The sequence below is a fragment of the Clostridium sp. genome (assembly GCF_050717535.1).
Classification (GTDB): Bacteria; Bacillota; Clostridia; order Clostridiales; family Clostridiaceae; genus Clostridium_AD.
Window position 1 is genome coordinate 37,659 of the sequence record NZ_JBOITM010000093.1, and the last position, 22,170, is coordinate 59,828.

Below are 22,170 nucleotides of genomic sequence, written 5' to 3' on the forward strand. Positions count from 1 at the left end.
TCAAATTATTCAATTGATTTTAGATAAGATCAACTTTAGAATAATCAATATGTCCTTTATCATCAACTATTTTTCTATCAGAATGAACATATTCAATTTTGCCTACAAACATCTCATGTGAACCAGTAACTATAGAATCCACTATTTTGCATTCTATATTTATAGGACAATCAGATAATAATGGAGCATTTACATGTATTCCTTCTTCAACATTAATGTTAAGTTTGGCAAATTTATCCTCATCTCTACCACTATGACTACCTAAATAATCGAACATTTCCTTTTGCTCTTTTGTAGCAAGATTAACTACAAAACAACCTGTTTCCTTAATAATTTTATATGAATACCTAGTAGGTACAATTCCTACCATAATCATTGGTGGATCATAACTACAATTACAACAATATGCTACCACTAACGCATTGTTTTTACCATCAGTTCCTCTGCAAGAAACTATTACCTTAGCCATTGGTTGAAGACAAGATTTCATATCTCCTTGAACTTTACTCATAATAAAACCTCCATTATTTTTATAATTTTATTGTAATTTAACTTAATATAACAAGAAATAATTATATTATTGATTCAACCCTTGTTATTAATAAAAAATTAGTTGTAATTTTTCATTATCGTTTCAGTGTCTTTAAATAATTCTGGCGCAATATCCTTCATACCCATTTCTTTCCAAAATGACATTTTTTCATGATCTGAAAAATATTTCATAGGAATTGGATGTGTCCCAACTACTACAGGTATTTTGTAATGAGTTTCAATAAATTCTTTGAATTTCTGAATGCTTGGACATGGTGGATACCCAACTACAAGACCTGTAGCTAAATGAATTACTTCAGCCCCATTTTTAATCATTTCTTCTGGAACATACTCTATATTTCCACCTGGACATCCACCACAATATGAATAACCCACTAATTCCACTTCTTCATCTACAGGGTATATAGAAAAGCCGCCCAATCGCTCTTTCAAAGCTCTAAAGCATTTTCCTCCTCCACAATTCTGATAACGTCCACAAATAATAATTCCTACTTTCTTCACCATAATTCCTCCCTGTAAGTTTAAAATATATAACACTGTCAGCTACAAGTTATTGGTTAATACCATGATATGCAGGTCCAGACATTTTTATCTCTTGAAGTTCACCCTTATTATATTTCTCAAGTACTGAACTTATAGCTATATTACCACACTTATAAGCTTTAATTCCTGCTTTTTCTATAAGTCCAAAAGAGTTAGGCCCCAAATTTCCAGTGATAATAACATCAACTTTTTCTGCAATTAATTGATTAGAAGCAACAATACCTGCACCGCCGCTACAATTTTGACCTTCATTTTCTAAAATTTCAACTTCTTTACTTTCATTATCATAAATTTGAAAATACTTACACCTTCCAAATCTCATCTCAAGTAAATTTTCACTGGTTTTTCCTGTTGCTGAAATTCCTATTTTCATTATTACTCCCCCTCTTATTAGTTATTGAGATTCACTAATTTTATAGTACTCTTTTTTTATGTTAGCGTCAAATGCCAATAACAAATAAATAAAAGATAACAGGATTTACAACTTCTATATCTAGCAATATATACATATTTTTTTGTTTCATTGAAATGATAATAAAAATAGAATACAATTAATAGAAGCAGCCACAATAGTCATCTTAAACAATATTGATTTGAACGTAATATTACTAAGGAAGGAGTAACTAAAATGAATAAAGGCACTATATATTCCATATCAATTAGTCCAGAAAGAGGTCAACTTAAAGAAGAAGTTTTAGAAGCTAATATCATAGAAAACTATGGCATAGAAAATGATGGACATGCAGGTAATTGGGGACGACAAATTACTTGCCTTAATTGGTTTAGTGTTCAAAATGCTAATAAAAATTATCACTTAAATGCTGGTCCCGGTGATTTTGCAGAGAATATTCTAATTGATGGGCTAGATTTATCTAATTTGGTAATTGAAAACAAAATTAGATTAGGCGAAAATGTAGTTTTAGAAATAACACAGATTGGTAAAGAAGACCATCCTAGCATAGTTAGCAGAACGTTTGGAATAAGTCTCTTGCCAAGCGAAGGCCTATTTTGCAAGGTAATTATGGGAGGCAAGGTAAGAAAGGGAGATTCTGTAGAAATAATATAATTCTAAATATCATATTTTATTTTAACTCAAGATAAATAGTGTGGTTTAAAATTGTTTTTCATGTAATCTTAAACCACACTTCTATTATTTGTGTTAAATAATTTTAGTTTGAAACCTGGCTATTTTTTAATCCATTAAATTCATATGTTTTAAAATACCATTATTTTTAACCAAGACTATCTCTGACAATATGCTTAATGCTACCTCTTCTGGTGTTTCCCCACCAATTCCAATTCCTATTGGTGCATATACTTTTTTTAAGTTTTCTATGTCAATATTTTGACTTAGTAAATTATCTCTAATAGTAGAAACCTTCTTTTTACTTCCTAGCATTCCTACGTATGCTGTATTTTTCATTATAACTTCCTTCAATATATTTTCATCAGATTTATGTGAGCTGCTGGCGATAACCACATAAGAATTCTCATCTAAATCATATTCTTTTATAGTCTCTGAAATTTGTCCATATATTAATTTTGTTGCCTTTGGATATTTCTCTTTTTTTAACAACTCTTCTCTATCATCAAACATATATACAGAAAATCCTAACACAATTGCAAATTTATAAAGACAATATGCCACATGCCCCGCGCCTGCTATTAAAAGCTTTTTTTGTGGAATATAAGTTTTAATAAATATTTTAACCTTGCCAGTACATATCTTTTCTCCATTTTTTTCAACACAAGCCTCTAAAGAAATTGTCTCGCTAGTTTCTTTTTTAATACATTTTTTTGCTGCAGCAATAGTTGTAAATTCTACATTTCCACCTCCAACTGTACCAAATATCTCTCCGTTGTCCTTTATAACCATTGACGTTCCTACCCCACGTGGCGAGGAACCTTGTTGTTCAATAATAAATGCGCAACAAACTTTTTTATTTTCCATAAGTTCATTTTTTATAATAGTCAGCAATTCTAGTTCCATATTTTTCTCCTTATTTTATAAACTAACAAAGTTTATACCATTTTCCGACTCTAAAGCTTCAAATTTCATATCATAGACCTCTAATAAATTCTGCTGATTTAATATATCCTTGGTATTACCGTGATTCATTATTCTACCATTTTTAAGTAATACCGTTTTATTACAATATCTCATTGCAAGATTAGGGTCATGAATGGAAAGTACAATTCCTATACCCAAATTCCTAGATATATCTTTTATTTTGTTTAATACATCATGCTGATTTCGTATATCTAAGCTAGAGACAGGTTCATCCATTAAAATAAATTTTGTATTTTGTACCAAAGCTCTAGCTATTAAAACCAATTGCCTTTCTCCTCCACTAATTTCGCAATAGCTCTTCTGCATTAAATTTTTTATTCCAAGATTTTCAAGTGCCTTTTCTGCTAATTCATAATCTTTATGTGATGGCATATCAAATAAATTCAAGTAAGGATTTCTACCCATTACCACCAATTCAATCACTTTAATTTCATAAGTCGCTTGTTCACTTTGTGGCACATAAGCTATTAATTTAGATAACTCATTGCTTTTAATTTTTACACAGTTATTACCTTCAATAGTAATTAGTCCACGTTTAAAATTTAGTAGTCCTAAAATTAATTTTATTAAGGTGGTTTTTCCAGAACCATTTCTACCAAGTATTGCATATATATTTCCACTTTTGAATTCTAAATTGATCTTCTCTAATAAATACTTATCATTATAACCAAAATAGAGATCTTTTACTTTTATATTCATGGAGTCTCCTAACTATATCGTTTTCTTAAATATCAATAAGTACCCTAAAATAGGTGCACCAATGGCAGCAGTAAGTATACCAACAGGTATTTCAGTAGTACTTATGCATCGTGCAACATCATCAATTAAAATTAAGGTGGTTGCACCAATTAAACTAGTAATTAAGTAAATATATTTATTCTTATATCCAAGAATTATTCTTGTTATATGCGGTACTATAAGTGCAATCCAACTTATTGTTCCGCATATGCTAACGCAAAAGCAAACTACAAAAGAAACTAAACACAAAATACAATTTCTGAATTTTGTTACCTCCATACCCATGGTTTTTGCCATATCATCATTAAGTAAAAGCATTTTTAATTTAAATCTTAGACTATTAACAATAAAAATACTAGGAATAACTACAATTCCACAACCAATCACGTTTATCCAGTTTGCTTTATATAGACCACCCATTGACCAAAATACAATAGATGGTAATTGCTCGTAAGGATCTGCTATATATTTTATCATTGAAAGTAGTGCAGAAAAGAAAGCAGAAACAATCATCCCCGCTAATACCAAATATAAAATATTATTATCTTTTGATGCCTTCTTTAAAGCATAAACAATACCAATTGCAAGTATTCCAAATATAAATGCAAATATCTGAACTATACCTGGAAAATTCAAAGGCAAAACTATTCCTAGTGCCGCACCAAAACTTGCACCCGCTGTAACACCTAATATATCAGGAGATGCAATTGGGTTTTTGAATACCTGTTGAAAGATAAGACCTGAAACTGATAATCCAGCACCCACAAAAGATGCAAGTAAAATTCTTGGCAGTCTAACATTATATAAAATTAATATGCTTGAATCTGCAATTGATTCACCCCTAATAAATTTTCCTAAACTCATAAAGACATTTTTATATTCAGTAATACTTATTTCATATCTTCCCAAAAATATTGATAAAACAAAAACCAAAAGAAAGATTATTAAAAATAAAAGACATTTGTGATACATTATTTTATGAAAAAAATTATTTTTTGGTATCACTTTCTTCAAGCAAAGTTCCTCCTAACTCGTCAAAAGACTTACCATAAAATTCACTATAGAATTCATTTGTAACTTGGTGAATATCCAAATCTTTAAATTCTTCAGGATATAGCATTTTACTCATCCACAATATAGATAATATACTACTAGGTTGTGGCATATCCCAAGGTCCAATGTTTGATGGTATTTGGTAAATTTCTTTATTTTTAATAGCCTTTACCGTTTGAAGGTTGGCATTTTTCATGATTTTGGTTGGACTTCCATCTTGGCAATACATAACTGACATGATTACTTCAGGATTCCATGCTATTACTTGTTCAACAGAAACATCATTCCATCCACCTTTTAGCTTAGCAGCCACATCAATTCCGCCAGCAGTTTGTATGATTTCATGTTGCAAATAATCTCCTGAACATGTTGAGAGAATACCATTAGCACCTGCTAAATATACTGTTTTTTTATTTTTAACTGAGTCAAGTTTTTTAGTAACATTTATAATTTTCTCTTTATAGTATGTTACTATTTTTTTAGATTTTTCACTTTCTCCTATAGCATCTCCCACTTTAATAATATCAGACTGGAGTAAAGCTATGGTTTCAGGATTAATGCTAACAACTTTAATATTCTGAGCAGCTAATTTTTTTACTGTGTCATCAGATTCTTTAGTCGGATATAAAATTACTACATCAGGTTTTAAAGCAACTATTTGTTCAATATTTAAGCCGTTTTTCTTAGAACCAACCTGTGCTAATTTACTTGCCAAATTACTATCAAGCTTCATGAAAAGAGGATCTTTATTTACTCCATCGTTTACTCCTACTAATTTGTCCTTAGCACCTAATGCAAGTACAATATCCGTAGCTGGTTTATATGTTGTAATAACTCTAATGCTTGAATTTGTTTTCGTCTTCTCTTTATTTACAGTAGCCTCTTTGGAGCACCCTGTAAATAAAATCATCAAAAATACAAATATAACTAAACTCTTTTTTGCAATTTTCATAAAAATCACTCCTCATAATATTTATTGATTTCGTTTACAATTTCTTCTCTATTTTCTAGGGTAACCCTAATTACTTTTACGTCCTCCCTAATAGAAATAGACTTTAAAAAATCATTTTCTTTTTCTTTTAAAACACCTAACACCATATGTGTACTATCAAGCGTCTTATGTACCTGTTTTATAAATTGTAATGCATCTTTTTCGAAAAATCCAAGTTCATCCATCAGTATAAAAGAATTGGGTACTTTTAATGATTCACTTAATATTTCTACACCTTTTTTTTCAAATACTTCTGGAATTCCCAAGCAACATTTTTTTCCTTCACCCTTAGCATTAATACCCACAATATTTTCTGAAATATTAGAAATCATAGTATTCATCTGACTCTCAATATAATATCCACTCAAAACTCCATTTTCATAAAATGATTTTGTTTTGAAACCTGCTATTATATTGCTTTTAGGAATATATTTCACTAAAAACCTAGATATAGCAGTAGATTTTCCAACCTGAATGGCTCCCGTTAAGAAGATATTTTTATAGCCCACGTTCTCCCCCTCTTTCTTTATGTTTTTCTATTATAAATAAAAATACCCTATAGTATAGACTCTGATATGCTCCCCATTAAAGTAGACAGATTAAATAATAAAAATCTGTTACTAGAAGAAAAGACATATCACTTTAACTATAAGGTAATTTATTCTATTGTGTAAATTGTTTTGTATCATACTAACGGCTTGTACCTGCAAAATCATCAGTCCAAGGTTCCAATCCTTGCTTAACCCTATAATCATTGATTGCAGCATGAATTACTTCTTCTGCTAGAACTGAACAATGCATTTTAATTTTTGGAAGTCCATCTAATGAATCTGCAACGGTTTTGTTTGTAATTTTCCAAGCTTCTTCAAGAGTCTTTTTCTTAACAAGCTCTGTTGCCATGCTACTTGATGCTACAGCAGATCCACATCCAAATATCAAAAATTTTGCATCTAATATTATATTGTTTTCTACCTTAATAAATATTTTCATTATATCCCCACACTGTGCATTACCAACTTCACCTATTCCATCAGCATCTTTAATTTCTCCAACATTTCTTGGATTCATAAAATGTTCCATTACCTTATCACTATACATATAATACCCCCCTCGTAAAAATATAATTTAATACATGCGTATTTTTTGTACATATATGGGCATTTAACAATCTTATATATAATACTACCCTATTTAGTTATTGTCAAATGCTAATCATTTTTTTACGTCCTCCTTAGATTATATAAATTAAATATAAAAAAATCTTTCTTACTTGTTAAGAAAAAAAATATTAACGAAAAAAAAACGGTCTAAAGGTGTTTTTTACCTATCCAAAAATAATGCAAACACTTGTGATTTATTCACAATATCCAATTGCTTTAGCTGGACCATATTGATTCTCTTTTTTATAGATAATATTTAATTATCCAATAATTTTATTTTGCAGCTATAAGTACATCTTTCTCTAATATATGATTAATCAGCCAGTCATTTAAAAAAGTTAGTATTTTCATAATAGCTTCGTCTGGATTTTCATCAACTTTGCTTAAATTAACTTCATATAATTTTTCTATAAAATTTGCATGATCAATTTTTTGAGTAAATAATCTTTTGTAATTTATACTCTCCATATATTTTTCTTCATCTTTAAAATGATAAACTGTATAATCTCTTAGTTCTTCAATTACTTCCACTATATTATCGTATTTATCCACCTCATATGGATTTTTTAGCAATTGATAAGCTTTTTCTGCTATTTCGAAAAGTTTTTTATGTTCTTCATCAATAAATGTAATTCCTGTTTTGTATTTTTCTTTCATCTCAAACATTTATAAAATTCCCCCCTATAGTTGTTTAAATTTAACATAACAATTATATCATACTTTTTTTAAATTTATTTTACAATATAAATTACCATGTTATTCTATATTTTTGTTTTTTAATTTTACTTATTTTCTACTTCTCCTTTTAAAAATGCCCTCTTCTTACGATATTCCATAATAGGAGCATCTCCTTGAATAAGATTTTCATTCATTTTAAACTCAGTTTTTTTAGGGATTTGTGTTAAAACAACCCTTCTATCTTGATGAAGAATATATTTATTACTAATATTACTCATTTTGTTAACTAATTGTTTCAATACTGGAATATTCATGAATTTCTGATAGAACCTGAGATAAATTTGTGTGTGTTCATCATCAATAGGTACAAAAATTGCTACTATTCTAAGATCAGCACTAATAACATTTTGCCATAGATTTGGCATTTGAAACTGAAGACTAAACAATTTTTCAAAATTTTTAATCTCATTTGCTTTTAATGGCTGTACTTTACCATCATCCACTATGTTATTCACATAAAAGGTCATTAAATTTTCTTTCCATTTAACTACAGGACCATTTACTAGTGTTTTATTCCCCCTACCTATAGAGGAGGTATGCACAAAGGGTAAGTGGACCACATCTAATTGATTTTCAATAGCTCTAGTGTAATGAACTGGCCACATCTCAGAAAATCCTCCATAGGAGAAACCTTCCCTTAACTCTTTGAAAAAAGGGATTTCTGGTAACTCATCGGTGAATTCTCCAAACCATAACCAAATCAAACCATATTTTTCTTTTACTTGATAAGCATTAACCTTAAACCTTTCTGGTATAGGAGTATTCTTACCATTGGCTGGTATTAAAGTCACTTTTCCAGAAGCATCATATTGAAATCCATGAAAAGGGCAAGTGATTTTGTCATGAATGACTTTACCTGCACTTAAAGATGCCCCTCTATGACAGCATTTATCAAAAATACAATTTACTTTACCATTTTCACTTCTCCAAAAAAACAATTTTTCACCAAGTCTTGTAACACCTATTGGCTTTTTACTTTTTACATCTTTTGAATCTAATATACCATACCATTGATTCCTAATCATATTGTGGCTTCCTTTCATTTTCAAAAATTTTATTTCGTTTAACTTAAATAGTTAATTCTATTTTTATGCCAAAACCTTTCCCAGTTTCCATTACTACTATTAAAGGCTAAGAAAATATATAAACAAATCATCATACTTCCTAAAGTCAAAACTAATAAAACCCAAACTATAGATTTAATAATATTCTTCTCTCTATGAACTATCCAAGAGCACACTATAATAAATTCAATATAGATATCTACAAGAGATATTTGTCCCCAGGGCATTCCTAATAATATTTTACCTTCACCAGTAAAACTACCAATAATAAAACCATATATAAGCATTCCAAGCATTAATAAAAAACCAATAAACGATAATATTTTTCCGATTTTCATAAATTCATCCTGATTTTTTAAATGTATATATATATGTTAGCATATATATACATTTAAAAACCAGTATTCCCCCCTCTTCTATATATTTTTAATTTATTTAGAAATTTTTTTAGGAAGCATAGGTATAAATATACTTGTATACTTTGAATAGGCCTGAAATTCCTTGTTATCTTGATAATGTTTTTCAAGCATTGGCACACCAGAAACGTAGAGCAATAACAAAGTTATAACTATAGGGCTAATTATGCCAACTATTCCACTTTGTGATGATAAACTAATTATAAATATACCCCACCACATTGTAGCTTCTCCAAAATAATTCGGATGCCTGGTATATTTCCAAAGTCCCGCTTTCATAATATGACCCTTATTTTTCTTATTTGCAATGAAGTCTTTTAGCTGCTTATCTCCTATAGCTTCAAAAATAAATCCAACTATCCAAATTGCTATCCCCATAATTTCAAGCAAGCCTAAGCTTCCTTTACTCGTAGAATTATTCATTATAATAGGATATGCTATTACAAGCATAAGAGCTCCCTGAAGCATAAACACTCTTAAAAATGCTGTTGGTACTACCCATTTGCCCCATGATTTTCTCATGGAAACATATCTAAAATCTTCTGGTTTTCCTAAGTTTCTTTTTAATATATGATAAAATAGTCTCAGACCCCAGACAGAAACTAAGCCTGTAATTATAATAGACCTAGGATTGTGATTTCCAGAAGCAAGTAATGTATATGTTGCTATTATCACAAACCCCAGACCCCATCCCATATCAACTATGGAATTGTTTTTAACAATCTGAGCAATAATAAAAAAAATAGTCATGTAAATAAAAACTACTCCTATACTTTGAAAATATAAATTCATAATAAACCCCCTTGTGTTTTGCATTTTAACATTGCTCAGCGCTGCATGTGCTGTAGTCCTTACAGTACTGAGAACCTATGGTTTTATATACTATAGAGTTATAAATGATACAGCAATTGCACCAATACCTGCATTTAATCCAACAACCGGTGAAATTTCTGTAATATATTCTGGTGGTTGTCCTAAACTTTCTGTTAATTTCAGACTTAATTCACTAGCCTTTACACTCGCATTAGCGTGAACTACACTATAAGATATTATTTTATTTTTTTCATTTGCACTTTTTACTATATCTAATATTTTTTTTATATTTGCTTTTGAACTAAAGGTTTTACCAAAAGCAATTCCTTTTCCATTCTCATCTATTGAAACTATTGATTTTAAATTCAAAACCTTTCCTATAAATCCTTTCATTGCTGAAACTCTTCCGCCCCTTACCATATATTTAAAATTGTTAACACTAACATATATTTTAGCTTTTTTAATAGTATTTTTTATTAGCTTCACAACTTCTTCATGATTTTTTCCATCTTCTAATAACTTTGCTGCTTCTAAAACTAATAGACCTTGCGCACCAGAATTTAATTTAGAATTGATTACAGTTATTTTCTTTCCTTCTTGTATAAATTTTTGTGCAGCCTTTTGGACTACATTAAACGTTCCGCTCATTTCTTTGGAAACTATAATTGTTATTATTGATTCATAATGGCTAGTTAAAAAAGAAAATACATTCTCTACACTTTTTGTTGTTGGTTGTGAACTTGTTGGATACTCTTTTAGATTATCAATCATTGAATAAAACTTATTTGGTTTTATAGTTAGTTTGTCCAAATATGGACTATCTTCAATAATTAAATTTAGTGGTATAACATGTATTTGATATTTTTCAATAAGTTCTGTTGGCAAATCAGCTATGGAATCTGTTAATATGGCTGTTTTATTTATCCTATTATGCACCACTTCATACTGCTTTTTCATATCATCAACTTTTTGCTGAACTATTTTACCTTTACTTCTTAAAATATAAAATAATTCATCTGGCTTGTTAGTATGAATGTGTATTCTTATTTTTTTTGAATTTCCTGCAACAATTAATGAATCTCCTAAGTGTTTTATTTCATTTTTTAATTCATCTGTATTAATATTTTCATTTGAAATTAGCGCTTCGGTACAATATCTATAGGTTATTTCTTCCGTAAAATTGTAACTTTCCTCTTCAAATATTATTTCTTCTATAGGTTGCTTTGATTTAATAATATTTTTATCTTTAAGAAAATTCACAATTCCTTGAAGGAAACTTACAAAACCACTGGCGCCGGAATCTACCACAGAATGCTTTTTTAATATTTCAAGCAGATTTGGTGTGTTTGCCAGAGACTTTTTAGCATCCTCTAAAGTACTAGTTATTATTTCCTCAAAATTTTTAGTTACATCCTTTAGTCTATATACTGCCTCTGACCACTCTCTTATAACAGTTATCATAGTTCCTTCAACAGGGTTTAAAATAGCTCTATATGCATAAGGAACTGCTCTCTTTAACACTTCAGCAAAAGTTACTATAGTTAGTACTTCAGTTGCATTTATTTCTTCATTAATCCCATTTATAAATTGAGCAAAAATTATTCCTGAATTTCCCCTGGCTCCAATTAATGCTGCATCTGCCATAGAATTAATAGTAGCTTTAATAGATTTTTCAACTTTTGTTTCTTCAATTATAGAATTCATGGTAGATATAAGATTGCTCCCCGTATCCCCATCTGGAATAGGAAAAACGTTCATTTTATTAAGTACATTTTTTTGTTTTCTTACATGCATAACACCAGATAAAAATGCATTGTATAATACTTCTCCATTTACAGTATTTACTTCCATATATAAACACTCCTTAAAATATTATTATCAAAGAATACTATTTATTAACAAATAATATTTATCTTTACTACTAAATAGAATCATAACATATTTTTATATTTAAATATACACATTTAGAAAATAATTTTACGATTATTATCAATAACTGTTACTATTAACACGAATTGAAATAAAAATAAGTATAGCTAAAGATTAAAATCTTCAGCTATACTTATACTAAAAAGTGTAAACACCAAAATATACTAAAAAGGCATAATAAAAGTCTTTCCAGTTTTAGGATTTTTAGTTATATACACATCTAACCCATAAACCTTTTTAATTATATCCTCTGTTAATACTTCCTCTGGAGGTCCAGCTTTATAAACACTTCTATCATGCATTAGTATCATATGATCCCCATAGGCAGCTGCTATGTTTAAATCATGTAGCACTGCAATAATTGTGATGTTTTTATTTTGATTTAATTGTTTCAATTGATTCATTATTTCAATTTGATGATGAATATCTAGGTGAGATATAGGTTCATCTAGAAGAATTATTTCTGTTTCTTGAGCAATTGCTCTTGCCACTACTACTCGTTGTCTTTCACCACCACTAAGTGTATTTATGCTTTTATTTCTAAGATCCCAAGTGTTTGTGCATTTCATAGCTGTCATAGCTATTTCTACGTCTTTTTCACTTTCTGAGCAGAATCTAGGAATGTGAGGAGTTCTTCCCATAAGTACTATATCTTGCACTGAAAAATCAAATTCAATATCTGTACTTTGTGGTACCACAGACATTTCTTTTGCAAGCATGTTTGCTTTTATTTGGTATAAATCCACTCCATTAATTGAAATCTCACCTTTTTCCATATGTAGCGATTTTGACAGTATCCTTAAAAGAGTAGTTTTACCTGATCCATTAGGTCCTAAAATGGTGTAAAATTTCCCTTTTTCTATATTTATGTTAACATTCTTTAATACTTCCTTTTCAAAGGAAAAACACAGGTTATTTATTTCTATCAATTAAATCGCCTTCTTCTTTGTTCTATATAATAGGTATATAAAAAATGGAACTCCAAAAATTGAGGTAATAATTCCAACTGGTATTTCTGATGGAGGCACTATCACTCTTGCAAGTGTATCACAAATAATTAGAAATATAGCTCCTCCAAGTGCTGAAAAAGGTATAACCACCCTATTATCAGAACCAAAAATCATTCTAATAGCATGAGGCACTATAAGACCTACAAATCCAATTATCCCACTTACAGATACAACTGCTGCCACCATTAATGTACTTATTATAAATATATGCTTTTTAAATCCATTTACATCTATACCGAGACTTCTTGCGCTATCTTCTCCAAGCAGCATAATATTCAGATCTCTTGAAAATGTGAATATAAATAAAATCGAGGGAACTACTATTATAAAAAGTAAAATAACCTCATTCCATCCTGCTGTAGAAAAACTACCCATAGTCCACATAACTATTTTTTCAATATTATCGCTATTAAAGGTCATCATTAATGAAATTATAGAAGATAACAAATAATTTATTGCAATACCTGCTAGAAGTAGTGTGGCCACTGGAACTTTTGTACCAACTCTCGCAATATTATAGACTAAAAAAGTAGTTATTATAGCCCCTATAAAGGCAGTACATGCTACCAAACTCATTCCAAAAAAATGAGTCTCACTAAGAAAAACCATGCCTATAGTGGCTCCAAGTGCTGCTCCTGACGAAACCCCCAGAACAAAGGGGTCTGCCATTGGATTCTTAAAAATTCCTTGAAAAGAAGTTCCCACAACTGAAAGTGCCGCTCCTACTAAACAAGCTAAAAGTATTCTAGGAAGTCTTAAATTTAATAATATGATTATAGATGTTTCCTTAATTCCTTCCGTAGATACAAAGTTATTTAATATTGGGATTTTACTTATTACAATTAAAGCTGTCTGCTTAAAAGAAATATCTGCCACACCAAAATTCGCAGAGGCAATTATCGCAATTACAAGTAAAACTAATCCTACTGCAAAAACTCTTTTATAATAACTCTTATTTTCTATAAATGTCATGGTAGTGCAACCCCTTTTATTTGAAAAGTTCAGGATGAATTAATTTAGCCATTGCTTCAAGCCCTTCTACGGATCTTGGTCCCTGTCTATCTACAATATTACTATCAATTTCCAATAATTTACCATTTTTGACTGATTTCAAATCTTTGTATCCATTAGTTGCTTGTATCCCTTTTTTAGAATCAAAGAACTTAGAACATATTAGTACATCAGGATCCTTTTCTATAAGCTTTTCTACACTGTATTTCCAACCAATTGCGTCATCTGCAACATTTGTCCCGCCAGCCATCTCTATCATATTACCTATAAATGTATCTTTTCCTGCAGTGAAATCACCGCTTTTACCAAAACCTGCTACATAATATACTGTTGATTTTTTAGCATCCTTTACCTTACTTGTTATATCTGTAACTTTCTTTTTCATATCTGATATTATGGACTGTGCTTTTTCACTAGCATTTACAACCTGGCCGAGCTTTGACATTGTGTCATATACACCAGCAAAATTCTCTTCACCGTAAAGGACAATAACCTTTATATTAAGAGCTTCTAATTTTTTAAGAACAGCCTTATCAAAATGAGTTGATGCAATAACTACATCAGGCTTTAATTCAACAATTTTTTCTATATTAGGTTGTAATACACTACCAACGGATGCTACCTTAAGTGCCTCTTTTGGATAGTCATCATAATCGCTTCTACCTACTAATTTTTCACCTTTACCAAGGGCATATACTCCCTCTGTTATATTGGGTGCAATTGTAATAATCCTTTTAGGTTCACTTTCAATTGTAACGGTTCTATTATATGAATCCACAACTTTTAGTGGATAGACCACAGCCGTTGTTTCCTTTTTAGTAGTACTCACAGCCTTTTCCGTAACTTTATTACCACAGGAACTAAACACAACACAAATTAAAACAGCTAAAACTATACTTATTATACTTTTCTTCTTAAACATAATTTCCCTCCTAGTATTTCTTATTGGCATTACACAACTATGAATTGTTTAGCCTCCATAAATTGTAATTTTCTAATTATTATTTTATTTTAATAGGAATACCACAAACCACTAAGTGAACCTCTTGGGCTCTAGATGCGATATATTGATTTACTCTTCCTGCAATATCGCGAAAAATCCGGGCCATCTTATATTCTGGAACAATTCCCGATCCAATTTCGTTAGTTACAATAATAATTGTTTTTGAACTTTTTTCAGCTTCGCAAATAAAATCAGATACCTCTTTTAAAATTTCACTTTCCATTGTATCTATTTCCTCATTATTTAAATCATCAAAATTGTCTCCGGAACTTTCAAACATAAGATTTGTAACCATTATTGTTATACAATCCAATAAAATCGTATCAAATTTTATCTCTTTATTATAAAACACTTGTTTTAAATTCTTATAGCCTTCAAAAGTATGCCAAGTCGAAGGCCTTCTTTCTTTATGCTTTTTAACTCTATCCTTCATTTCATCATCAAATGGAATTGAAGTAGCAATATAAAGTACTCCGCCATCAACTTCTTTAGCTAACTTCTCAGCGTAGGTACTTTTACCACTCCTTGCACCACCTGTTATAAGTACAATATTTTTCATAATACACTCCTTACTAATTTAGTGATAAAACTCTACGTAAAAAAAGTCCAACAAAAAAATAAACCACATCTCATGGATGTGGTAATGCTATTAATTTTTTCACCTATTGGATTACCCAATGTCATTGCTAAATTAAGCATTTTTCATCCTCCCTCCGAAGACTAAAATCTTGAACACTTAGGCAGGTTTACTGGCTTTAGCATCATCTTACTCTCCAACCTTCTCAGTTTCCCAATGGTTTTCTGGATTTCATCCTCTAATACAGTAGCGGCGGGCTGCAGTGGTTTTTAACCACTTTCCCTTTTAACCCTTGTCACAGGGCACCTATTGCTAATATTTAATTTTATAATTTACAACAGTTATTGTAACATCAAAAAAACATTAAAGCAATAAAAAAAGCAGAAAGAAGATAACCCAGATCTATTTTGCCACCATGGTCCTAAATGTAAAATGTTGTACAAAACATACATAAAAATTATTGATATTTAAAAACTATTGTGCTATTATTTTAAAGTTATAATTATTCAAAATAATGTATAATTATTAATCACAACAATTCTAATATAGTTTTATACTATAAATATATAATGAAAAAGGAGCTGTTACGGTGTGACAAAAAATGTTTTTGTTCAATTGTTAAATGTTTGTAAAAGTTTTGATCAAGATGAGGCAATCATTAAAAACTTAGACCTTGGTATTAGACAAGGGGAGTTTTTAACCTTACTTGGACCAAGTGGTTGTGGAAAAACAACTACCTTAAGAATGATAGCAGGTTTTGAATTACCCACAAGTGGCGAAATAGTAATCGATGGAGAAAACATTACAGACAAGCCACCTTACCTTCGTTGCGTTAACACGGTATTTCAAAACTATGCCTTATTTCCTCATATGAATATCTATGATAATATAGCCTTTGGTCTTAAAATGAAAAAGATGCCAAAGAGTAAAATCAAAGATAAGATAAATGAGATGTTGAAAATGGTTCAACTTGAGGGTTATGAAAATAGGAAGCCATCGCAACTAAGTGGCGGCCAAATGCAACGTGTTGCTATTGCAAGAGCTATAGTAAATAATCCGAAGGTTCTTCTTTTAGATGAACCACTAGGTGCTCTTGATTTGAAACTTCGTAAGCAAATGCAATTAGAACTAAAACATCTCCAAAAAATTCTTGGTATAACCTTTGTATTTGTAACCCATGATCAAGAAGAAGCACTAACTATGTCTGATAGAATCGTGGTCATGAACAATGGAATTATTGAGCAAATTGGAACACCGGAAGAACTTTATGAACACCCTAAAACTAAATTTGTAGCTGATTTTTTAGGAGAAACAAACATCTTAGAGGGAGAAATCTTTAAGCTAAAAGAAGATGAAGTTCTACTTAAACTTGAACATGAAGAAGATATAATAAGAATACCTAACCTAAATTATAAGCTTGGAGATAAGTTTATAGTTTCTGTTAGACCTGAAAGAATTAGAATAAAAACTACCCTTGATGAGGGAGATGTTTGGCTCTCATGCAAATTCAAGGAGCAGATTTATGTAGGTTCAAATATCAAAGTTGTTATGATAGCTAAAAATGGTAAGGAAATTATAGTTAATGAGCCTATAGGCCAAAATTTTAAATTCTCGGATGAGATCAAAGAGTACTTCATAACATGGGACCCAAATCACACTATTGTAATTAAAGCATAAATGGAGGTCATAAATGAAAACTAATAAATATAGAAATGCAATTATAAAATACTTTCCCACAATTTTACCTGCTATGCTATGGATGATTGGATTTTTCGTTATACCTCTTTTATTTATTGTAATAGTAAGTTTTTCTACTAGAGGAGAAGTTGGGAATATAGTATATAAGTTTACCTTATCCAACTATACAAAAATATTAAATCCTCTTTACATTAATATTTTTGGGGAATCTATATTAATAGCTATTAACACCACGGTATTATGTTTGCTTCTAGGCTATCCCTTTGCATTTATAATAGCAAATGTTAATAAAAAATTTAAGCCCCTATTACTTTTACTTATAATCCTTCCATTTTGGACCAACTCTTTAGTTAGAACCTATGCAATGATTATATTACTAAGAACAGAAGGCATAATAAATACTGTACTCCTAAACTTGCATATAATAAATATACCGCTTAATTTAATGTATAACAACACTGCGGTTATGATTGGTATGCTATATATGATGTTTCCATTTATGGTACTTCCTCTTTATACTTCCATAGAGAAACTTGACAAAAGAATACTAGATGCTGCTTCAGATCTAGGTGCAACACCAATTTATAAGTTTATAAAGATTACTCTTCCTCTTACAATGAGTGGAATTGTATCTGGCTCAATTTTAGTTTTCATTCCTACTCTTGGCCTTTTCTTCATAACCGATCTTATGGGTGGAAGTAAAGTAATCCTTATGAGTAATCTTATTAAAAATCAGTTCCTTACTGCAAGAGATTGGCCCTTTGGTAGTGCTATATCTGTTATCTTAATAATTTTCATGATTTCAATTATTATATATAACTCGAGAGTATCAGGAACTAAAGGAACTAAGGAGGTTTTATAAGGATGAAAAATAAAAAAATAGCTTCTATAAAATTTGTATATTTACTTTTAATATTCATGTTTTTATATATACCCATTATGGTACTTATCACATTTTCCTTTAATCAATCAAAATTAAATGTTGTTTGGACAGGTTTCACCTTTAAATGGTATCAAAGCCTTCTCCATAATGCAGGGATCTTAGAGGCTGTTAAAAACTCCTTTATTATAGCTATAATAAGTACAATACTTTCTGTAATTATAGGTACCTTGGCTGCTATTGGAATGTATAGATATAAGTTTAGAGGAAAGAGAATAGTTGACGCAATACTCTATGTTCCCTTAGTTATACCTGAAATAGTTATGGGTATATCGCTCCTTGTCTTCTTTTCCATTGTTAAAATCCCACTAGGAAAAGTATCATTAATTATCGCTCATGTAACTTTTAGCATAGCATATGTAGTTGCAGTAGTTAAAACAAGACTTGACGGTTTCGATAAATCAGTTGAAGAGGTAGCAATGGACCTTGGCGCAACTCCCTTAAAAACTTTTTTTTATGTGACCCATCCAATTATTATGCCAGGGGTAATTGCAGGTGGGCTACTAGCCTTTACCTTATCACTTGATGATGTAATAATCAGTTTTTTTGTAGCTGGACCTGGAAGTGTGACATTGCCACTTAAAGTTTTCTCCATGGTGAAATTTGGGGTTACTCCGGAAATTAATGCTCTATCCACATTAATAATATTATTAACTGTTATAGTACTCGGGTTTGCACTTTTAATTAGAAATGTAAATATAAATATGAAAAAAATCACCGTTATACTAACCTCAATTTTCCTTGTTTTTTCAAGTATTGGTGGTGGAATATTTGCTTATTCTAAAAACAATACTCAGCCTAAGGAGGTTCTAAATGTTTTTAACTGGTCTGAATATTTACCACAATCTGTTATTGACAAATTTGAACAAACTTATAATATTAAAGTAAATTATAGCACTTTTTCTTCCAATGAAGAAATGCTAGCCAAACTCATGGCGGGTGGTGGAAATTATGATTTAACAGTTGCCAGTGATTTCATGGTTGAAATATTAAGTAAACAAGGACTTCTTACGCAAATAAATAAAGATAGTCTTACAAATCTAAACAATATCGGACCACAGTTTTTAAACCTACCTTTTGATAAAGGTAATAAATATAGTGTCCCCTACATGTGGCTTGCAGGAATAATCTCTTACGATAGCTCAAAGATTCCTGAAGGGACAATAAAGGGATATAAGGATCTTTGGAAGCCAGAACTTAAAAACTCTTTAACCGTACTCGATGATGAAAGAGTTATAATTGGGATAACCCTAAAGAAGTTAGGATATTCTCTAAATGAAACTAGTCCGCAGGCTCTTCAAAAGGCAAAAATTGAGTTGAAAAAGCTTCAACCTAATATTAAGTCTTATGACAGTGATAGTCCAAAAACAAGTCTTATTAATGGAGAGTCAAAAGCAATATTTGCCTGGGGAGCAGAAGGAAACTTGGCTAGTCGTGAAAATCCAAACATAAAGTATGTAATACCTAAGGAAGGTCTATTCCTCCAACAAGACAACTTTGTAATTCCTAAAGCTGCGAAAAATATAAAAGCAGCAGAACTTTTTATTAATTTTATAATGGAACCAGAAATAAGTGCTGAAATTTCTCGAAATTTTCCTTATGGGAATCCTAATACCGCAGCTTACAAATATATAGATAAAAAAGTATTGGATGATAAGGCAGTTTATCCACCAGAAGAAGCTGTGAAAAAAGGAGAGTATTTAAAGGATATCGGAAAGTCAGTAACAGATTTAGATAAGATATGGACTGAAGTTAAATAAAGATAAAGCAGCTAGAATTTATAAAATTCTAGCTGCTTTATCTTTTATTATTATATAGGTTTTTCAGTTGTTTCAAGAAAATCACATGGGTTTTTAATGATATTTACATATAATATTTTTTAATGGGTAAACTATAATAATCATTATATTCAGTAAAAATATACCATAAAGGTGATATATATGAAAATTGAAACAATTGATTCAAAAATAAATACCATTATAAATGCCTTAGGAACATCCACTCCTACTAAAGTAAAGAGAATATCAATTGGTAAAAATCCATCAATACAAGGTGCAATTATATATATTGATGGTCTAGTTGATAAAAATATTATTAATAGGGATATTCTTAATCCACTAATGATTCAAATAAACAACTTCATAGAATTAAATATGGACACCGCAAATTTTTTGTGCAGTAATTACATTACTGCGGATTGTTCTTTTATTAAGGGCAAAACTGAAGAAGTTTGTAAGAATATTAAAAATGGAAATACCCTACTTCAAATTGAAAATATAGAAGACTATGTGTTAATCGATACCACTGGTGGTGCAATTAGGGCAGTAAGCGACCCATTAAATGAAACCTAAGGGGGTCAAGAGATGGTTTTGTGGAAAACTTAGAAGTTAATATAAGTTTGCTTAGGAGGATGATAAAAGATCCCAACCTCTCCATTGAAAAATTTGTTGTCGGAGTGCGATCACAAACGGATTTAGCTTTAGTTTATATTAAAGATTTAGTTAATACAGAGGCTCTAGACGATCTAAAAGAAAGAATAAATGCAATAGACGTAGATTTAGTTACTGGAATTGGAGCATTCCAAGAATTCATAGATGAAAACCCCTACAGTATTTTTCCCATATGTATGTCCACAGAGAGACCAGATAGAGTAACTCCAGCCATTATGGAGGGTAGAATAGCTGTAATTTTAAATGGATCTCCATTTGTATTAACACTTCCTTCTGTATTTATTGAATTTTTTCACACCGTTGAAGATTATAACGAAAGAACAATATCTGCAAATATAATAAGGCTCCTTAGATTTATATCAGTTTTGTTAGTTATTACACTTCCCTCAATTTATCTAACCCTAATTAAATATAACGGTGAACTAATACCTATTGAATTTGTTGTTCCAGTGGTACAATCAAGAATAGGAATATCTCTTTCGCCTTTTATAGAAATACTTATACTAGAAATACTAATTGAAATTTTAAGAGAAGGTGGATTACGGCTTCCTTCAAAAATAGCCTCAACTTTAAGTATAGTTGGAGGTATTATTATAGGAAATACCGCAGTACAATCAAATATGGTAAGCCCTACTACTCTTCTTGTAATTGGTATCACAATTATTGCTTCTTTTGCAGTACCCTCAATTGACATGTCTATCTCTATAAGAGTGTTAAGATTTCCTATGTTGTTTTTAGCGAATAGTATGGGAATAATGGGTGTTGCTACAGGCTATACTCTACTTATTCTCCATTTATCTTCCTTAGAGAATTTCGGTGTTCCATATTTGGAATTTAATAAAAATGATTTAAAAGATACTTTTATTCGTGCTTCATTATGGAAAATGGATTCTCGTCCCTCTGTAATCTCAGACAGAAATAAAAAAAGACAAACTAGTTTCAGATATAAATTTAGGAAAAAGAAAGATGAATAAAAAAAACAGACTACTAACTTCTACTCAGCTATTTTTTATATTAATTGGTTGTATTATTGGTATGGGTGTCACTAGCATCCCTGTAGATGTAGTAAGCATTTCACATCAAGATGGATGGATTTCTACTCTAATAGGTGGAGTATATCCATTATATATTGTCTTAGTTTCCGGAATAATAATAAAAAGACGTCCTAATAATAATATTATGGAATTAAGCAAATTATACTTTGAAAAAATAATAGGCAATATTTTGAATTTATTGTTTATGTTTTCATTTTTAGTATATATAGTACTAGTTATTGCTGCTTCAAGCATTGAACTACCCATGACTAAAAGTCACGGGATTCCTGATTCAACGAACATAGCCTTAACTCTTACGAGTTAATGGTCTAACATGTTCTCCTACAAAAGAAATACTTTTGTTCTTCTGCTAATTAGA

The 22,170-nt window shown here is 30.3% G+C and carries 23 protein-coding genes, 1 pseudogene and 1 riboswitch; of the genes and pseudogenes, 6 read left to right on the forward strand and 18 right to left on the reverse strand.

Annotation, left to right across the window (positions count from 1 at the left end):
- Positions 1-19: 19 nt before the first annotated feature.
- From ACREVU_RS20690 to ACREVU_RS20700, 3 genes are all read right to left on the reverse strand, one after another.
- Positions 20-511, reverse strand: coding sequence for a flavin reductase family protein (locus tag ACREVU_RS20690; RefSeq protein WP_431553492.1), 492 nt, complete (start codon positions 509-511; stop codon positions 20-22).
- Positions 512-609: 98 nt separating this feature from the next.
- Complete coding sequence (locus tag ACREVU_RS20695; protein WP_431553493.1) at positions 610-1,056, reverse strand: CGGC domain-containing protein; 447 nt, start codon at positions 1,054-1,056, stop codon at positions 610-612.
- Between the two features lie 46 nt (positions 1,057-1,102).
- Positions 1,103-1,468 carry a NifB/NifX family molybdenum-iron cluster-binding protein gene (locus ACREVU_RS20700; protein ID WP_431553494.1) on the reverse strand — a complete coding sequence of 122 codons (366 nt, stop codon included), beginning with the start codon at positions 1,466-1,468 and terminating at the stop codon, positions 1,103-1,105.
- A 255-nt stretch (positions 1,469-1,723) separates the two neighbouring features.
- Between ACREVU_RS20700 and ACREVU_RS20705 the strand changes: the two genes are divergently transcribed.
- A complete protein-coding gene (locus tag ACREVU_RS20705; RefSeq protein ID WP_431553495.1) occupies positions 1,724-2,161 on the forward strand; it encodes an MOSC domain-containing protein in 438 nt (145 codons plus the stop codon).
- Between the two features lie 126 nt (positions 2,162-2,287).
- Here ACREVU_RS20705 and ACREVU_RS20710 read toward each other — a convergent pair whose 3' ends face one another.
- The 15 genes from ACREVU_RS20710 to cobU all read right to left on the reverse strand — a co-directional run bounded on the left by ACREVU_RS20710 (position 2,288) and on the right by cobU (position 15,651).
- Positions 2,288-3,085, reverse strand: a complete 798-nt coding sequence (locus ACREVU_RS20710) for an XdhC family protein (protein WP_431553496.1) — start codon at positions 3,083-3,085, stop codon at positions 2,288-2,290.
- A 15-nt stretch (positions 3,086-3,100) separates the two neighbouring features.
- Positions 3,101-3,865, reverse strand: coding sequence for an ABC transporter ATP-binding protein (locus tag ACREVU_RS20715; RefSeq protein WP_431553497.1), 765 nt, complete (start codon positions 3,863-3,865; stop codon positions 3,101-3,103).
- Positions 3,866-3,877: 12 nt separating this feature from the next.
- Positions 3,878-4,909: a FecCD family ABC transporter permease gene (locus ACREVU_RS20720; protein WP_431553516.1), complete on the reverse strand. Its 1,032-nt coding sequence runs from the start codon at positions 4,907-4,909 to the stop codon at positions 3,878-3,880.
- On the reverse strand, positions 4,893-5,909 hold the full coding sequence (locus tag ACREVU_RS20725; RefSeq protein ID WP_431553498.1) for an ABC transporter substrate-binding protein: 1,017 nt from the start codon (positions 5,907-5,909) through the stop codon (positions 4,893-4,895). Before ACREVU_RS20725 ends, ACREVU_RS20720 begins: the two co-directional genes overlap by 17 nt.
- Positions 5,910-5,914: 5 nt before the next feature.
- Positions 5,915-6,457 carry a nucleoside-triphosphatase gene (locus ACREVU_RS20730; protein ID WP_431553499.1) on the reverse strand — a complete coding sequence of 181 codons (543 nt, stop codon included), beginning with the start codon at positions 6,455-6,457 and terminating at the stop codon, positions 5,915-5,917.
- A gap of 181 nt (positions 6,458-6,638) precedes the next feature.
- A complete protein-coding gene (nifU, locus tag ACREVU_RS20735) occupies positions 6,639-7,046 on the reverse strand; it encodes a Fe-S cluster assembly scaffold protein NifU (protein ID WP_431553500.1) in 408 nt (135 codons plus the stop codon).
- A 335-nt stretch (positions 7,047-7,381) separates the two neighbouring features.
- Positions 7,382-7,774 (reverse strand): bacteriohemerythrin, encoded by a 393-nt coding sequence (locus ACREVU_RS20740; RefSeq protein WP_431553501.1) that lies wholly within the window; start codon positions 7,772-7,774, stop codon positions 7,382-7,384.
- 116 nt (positions 7,775-7,890) lie between these two features.
- Entirely contained in the window at positions 7,891-8,871 is a 981-nt protein-coding gene (locus ACREVU_RS20745; protein ID WP_431553502.1) for a Rieske 2Fe-2S domain-containing protein, read from the reverse strand.
- 38 nt (positions 8,872-8,909) lie between these two features.
- Complete coding sequence (locus tag ACREVU_RS20750) at positions 8,910-9,248, reverse strand: DUF1475 family protein (RefSeq protein ID WP_431553503.1); 339 nt, start codon at positions 9,246-9,248, stop codon at positions 8,910-8,912.
- A 93-nt stretch (positions 9,249-9,341) separates the two neighbouring features.
- The gene (locus tag ACREVU_RS20755; RefSeq protein WP_431553504.1) at positions 9,342-10,118 is read right to left on the reverse strand and encodes a DUF1295 domain-containing protein; all 777 of its coding nucleotides are present in this window, start codon (positions 10,116-10,118) and stop codon (positions 9,342-9,344) included.
- Between the two features lie 90 nt (positions 10,119-10,208).
- Positions 10,209-11,990, reverse strand: a complete 1,782-nt coding sequence (locus ACREVU_RS20760) for a DAK2 domain-containing protein (protein WP_431553505.1) — start codon at positions 11,988-11,990, stop codon at positions 10,209-10,211.
- Positions 11,991-12,232: 242 nt separating this feature from the next.
- Entirely contained in the window at positions 12,233-12,997 is a 765-nt protein-coding gene (locus ACREVU_RS20765; RefSeq protein WP_431553506.1) for a heme ABC transporter ATP-binding protein, read from the reverse strand.
- Positions 12,998-14,050: a FecCD family ABC transporter permease gene (locus tag ACREVU_RS20770; protein WP_431553507.1), complete on the reverse strand. Its 1,053-nt coding sequence runs from the start codon at positions 14,048-14,050 to the stop codon at positions 12,998-13,000.
- Between the two features lie 16 nt (positions 14,051-14,066).
- The gene (locus ACREVU_RS20775) at positions 14,067-15,011 is read right to left on the reverse strand and encodes an ABC transporter substrate-binding protein (RefSeq protein WP_431553508.1); all 945 of its coding nucleotides are present in this window, start codon (positions 15,009-15,011) and stop codon (positions 14,067-14,069) included.
- A gap of 79 nt (positions 15,012-15,090) precedes the next feature.
- Positions 15,091-15,651, reverse strand: a complete 561-nt coding sequence (gene cobU, locus ACREVU_RS20780) for a bifunctional adenosylcobinamide kinase/adenosylcobinamide-phosphate guanylyltransferase (protein ID WP_431553509.1) — start codon at positions 15,649-15,651, stop codon at positions 15,091-15,093.
- Between the two features lie 162 nt (positions 15,652-15,813).
- A riboswitch (cobalamin riboswitch) is annotated at positions 15,814-15,994 on the reverse strand.
- 266 nt (positions 15,995-16,260) lie between these two features.
- On the opposite strand from cobU, the gene ACREVU_RS20785 reads away from it, so the two are divergent.
- From ACREVU_RS20785 to ACREVU_RS20805, 5 genes and pseudogenes are all read left to right on the forward strand, one after another.
- Entirely contained in the window at positions 16,261-17,346 is a 1,086-nt protein-coding gene (locus tag ACREVU_RS20785) for an ABC transporter ATP-binding protein (RefSeq protein ID WP_431553510.1), read from the forward strand.
- Positions 17,347-17,359: 13 nt separating this feature from the next.
- On the forward strand, positions 17,360-18,229 hold the full coding sequence (locus ACREVU_RS20790; protein WP_431553511.1) for an ABC transporter permease: 870 nt from the start codon (positions 17,360-17,362) through the stop codon (positions 18,227-18,229).
- Between the two features lie 2 nt (positions 18,230-18,231).
- A complete protein-coding gene (locus ACREVU_RS20795; RefSeq protein ID WP_431553512.1) occupies positions 18,232-20,067 on the forward strand; it encodes an extracellular solute-binding protein in 1,836 nt (611 codons plus the stop codon).
- A gap of 180 nt (positions 20,068-20,247) precedes the next feature.
- Positions 20,248-21,731 (forward strand): annotated as a pseudogene (locus tag ACREVU_RS20800) (spore germination protein).
- Entirely contained in the window at positions 21,724-22,116 is a 393-nt protein-coding gene (locus ACREVU_RS20805; RefSeq protein ID WP_431553513.1) for a GerAB/ArcD/ProY family transporter, read from the forward strand. Before ACREVU_RS20800 ends, ACREVU_RS20805 begins: the two are co-directional and overlap by 8 nt.
- Positions 22,117-22,170 lie beyond the last annotated feature (54 nt).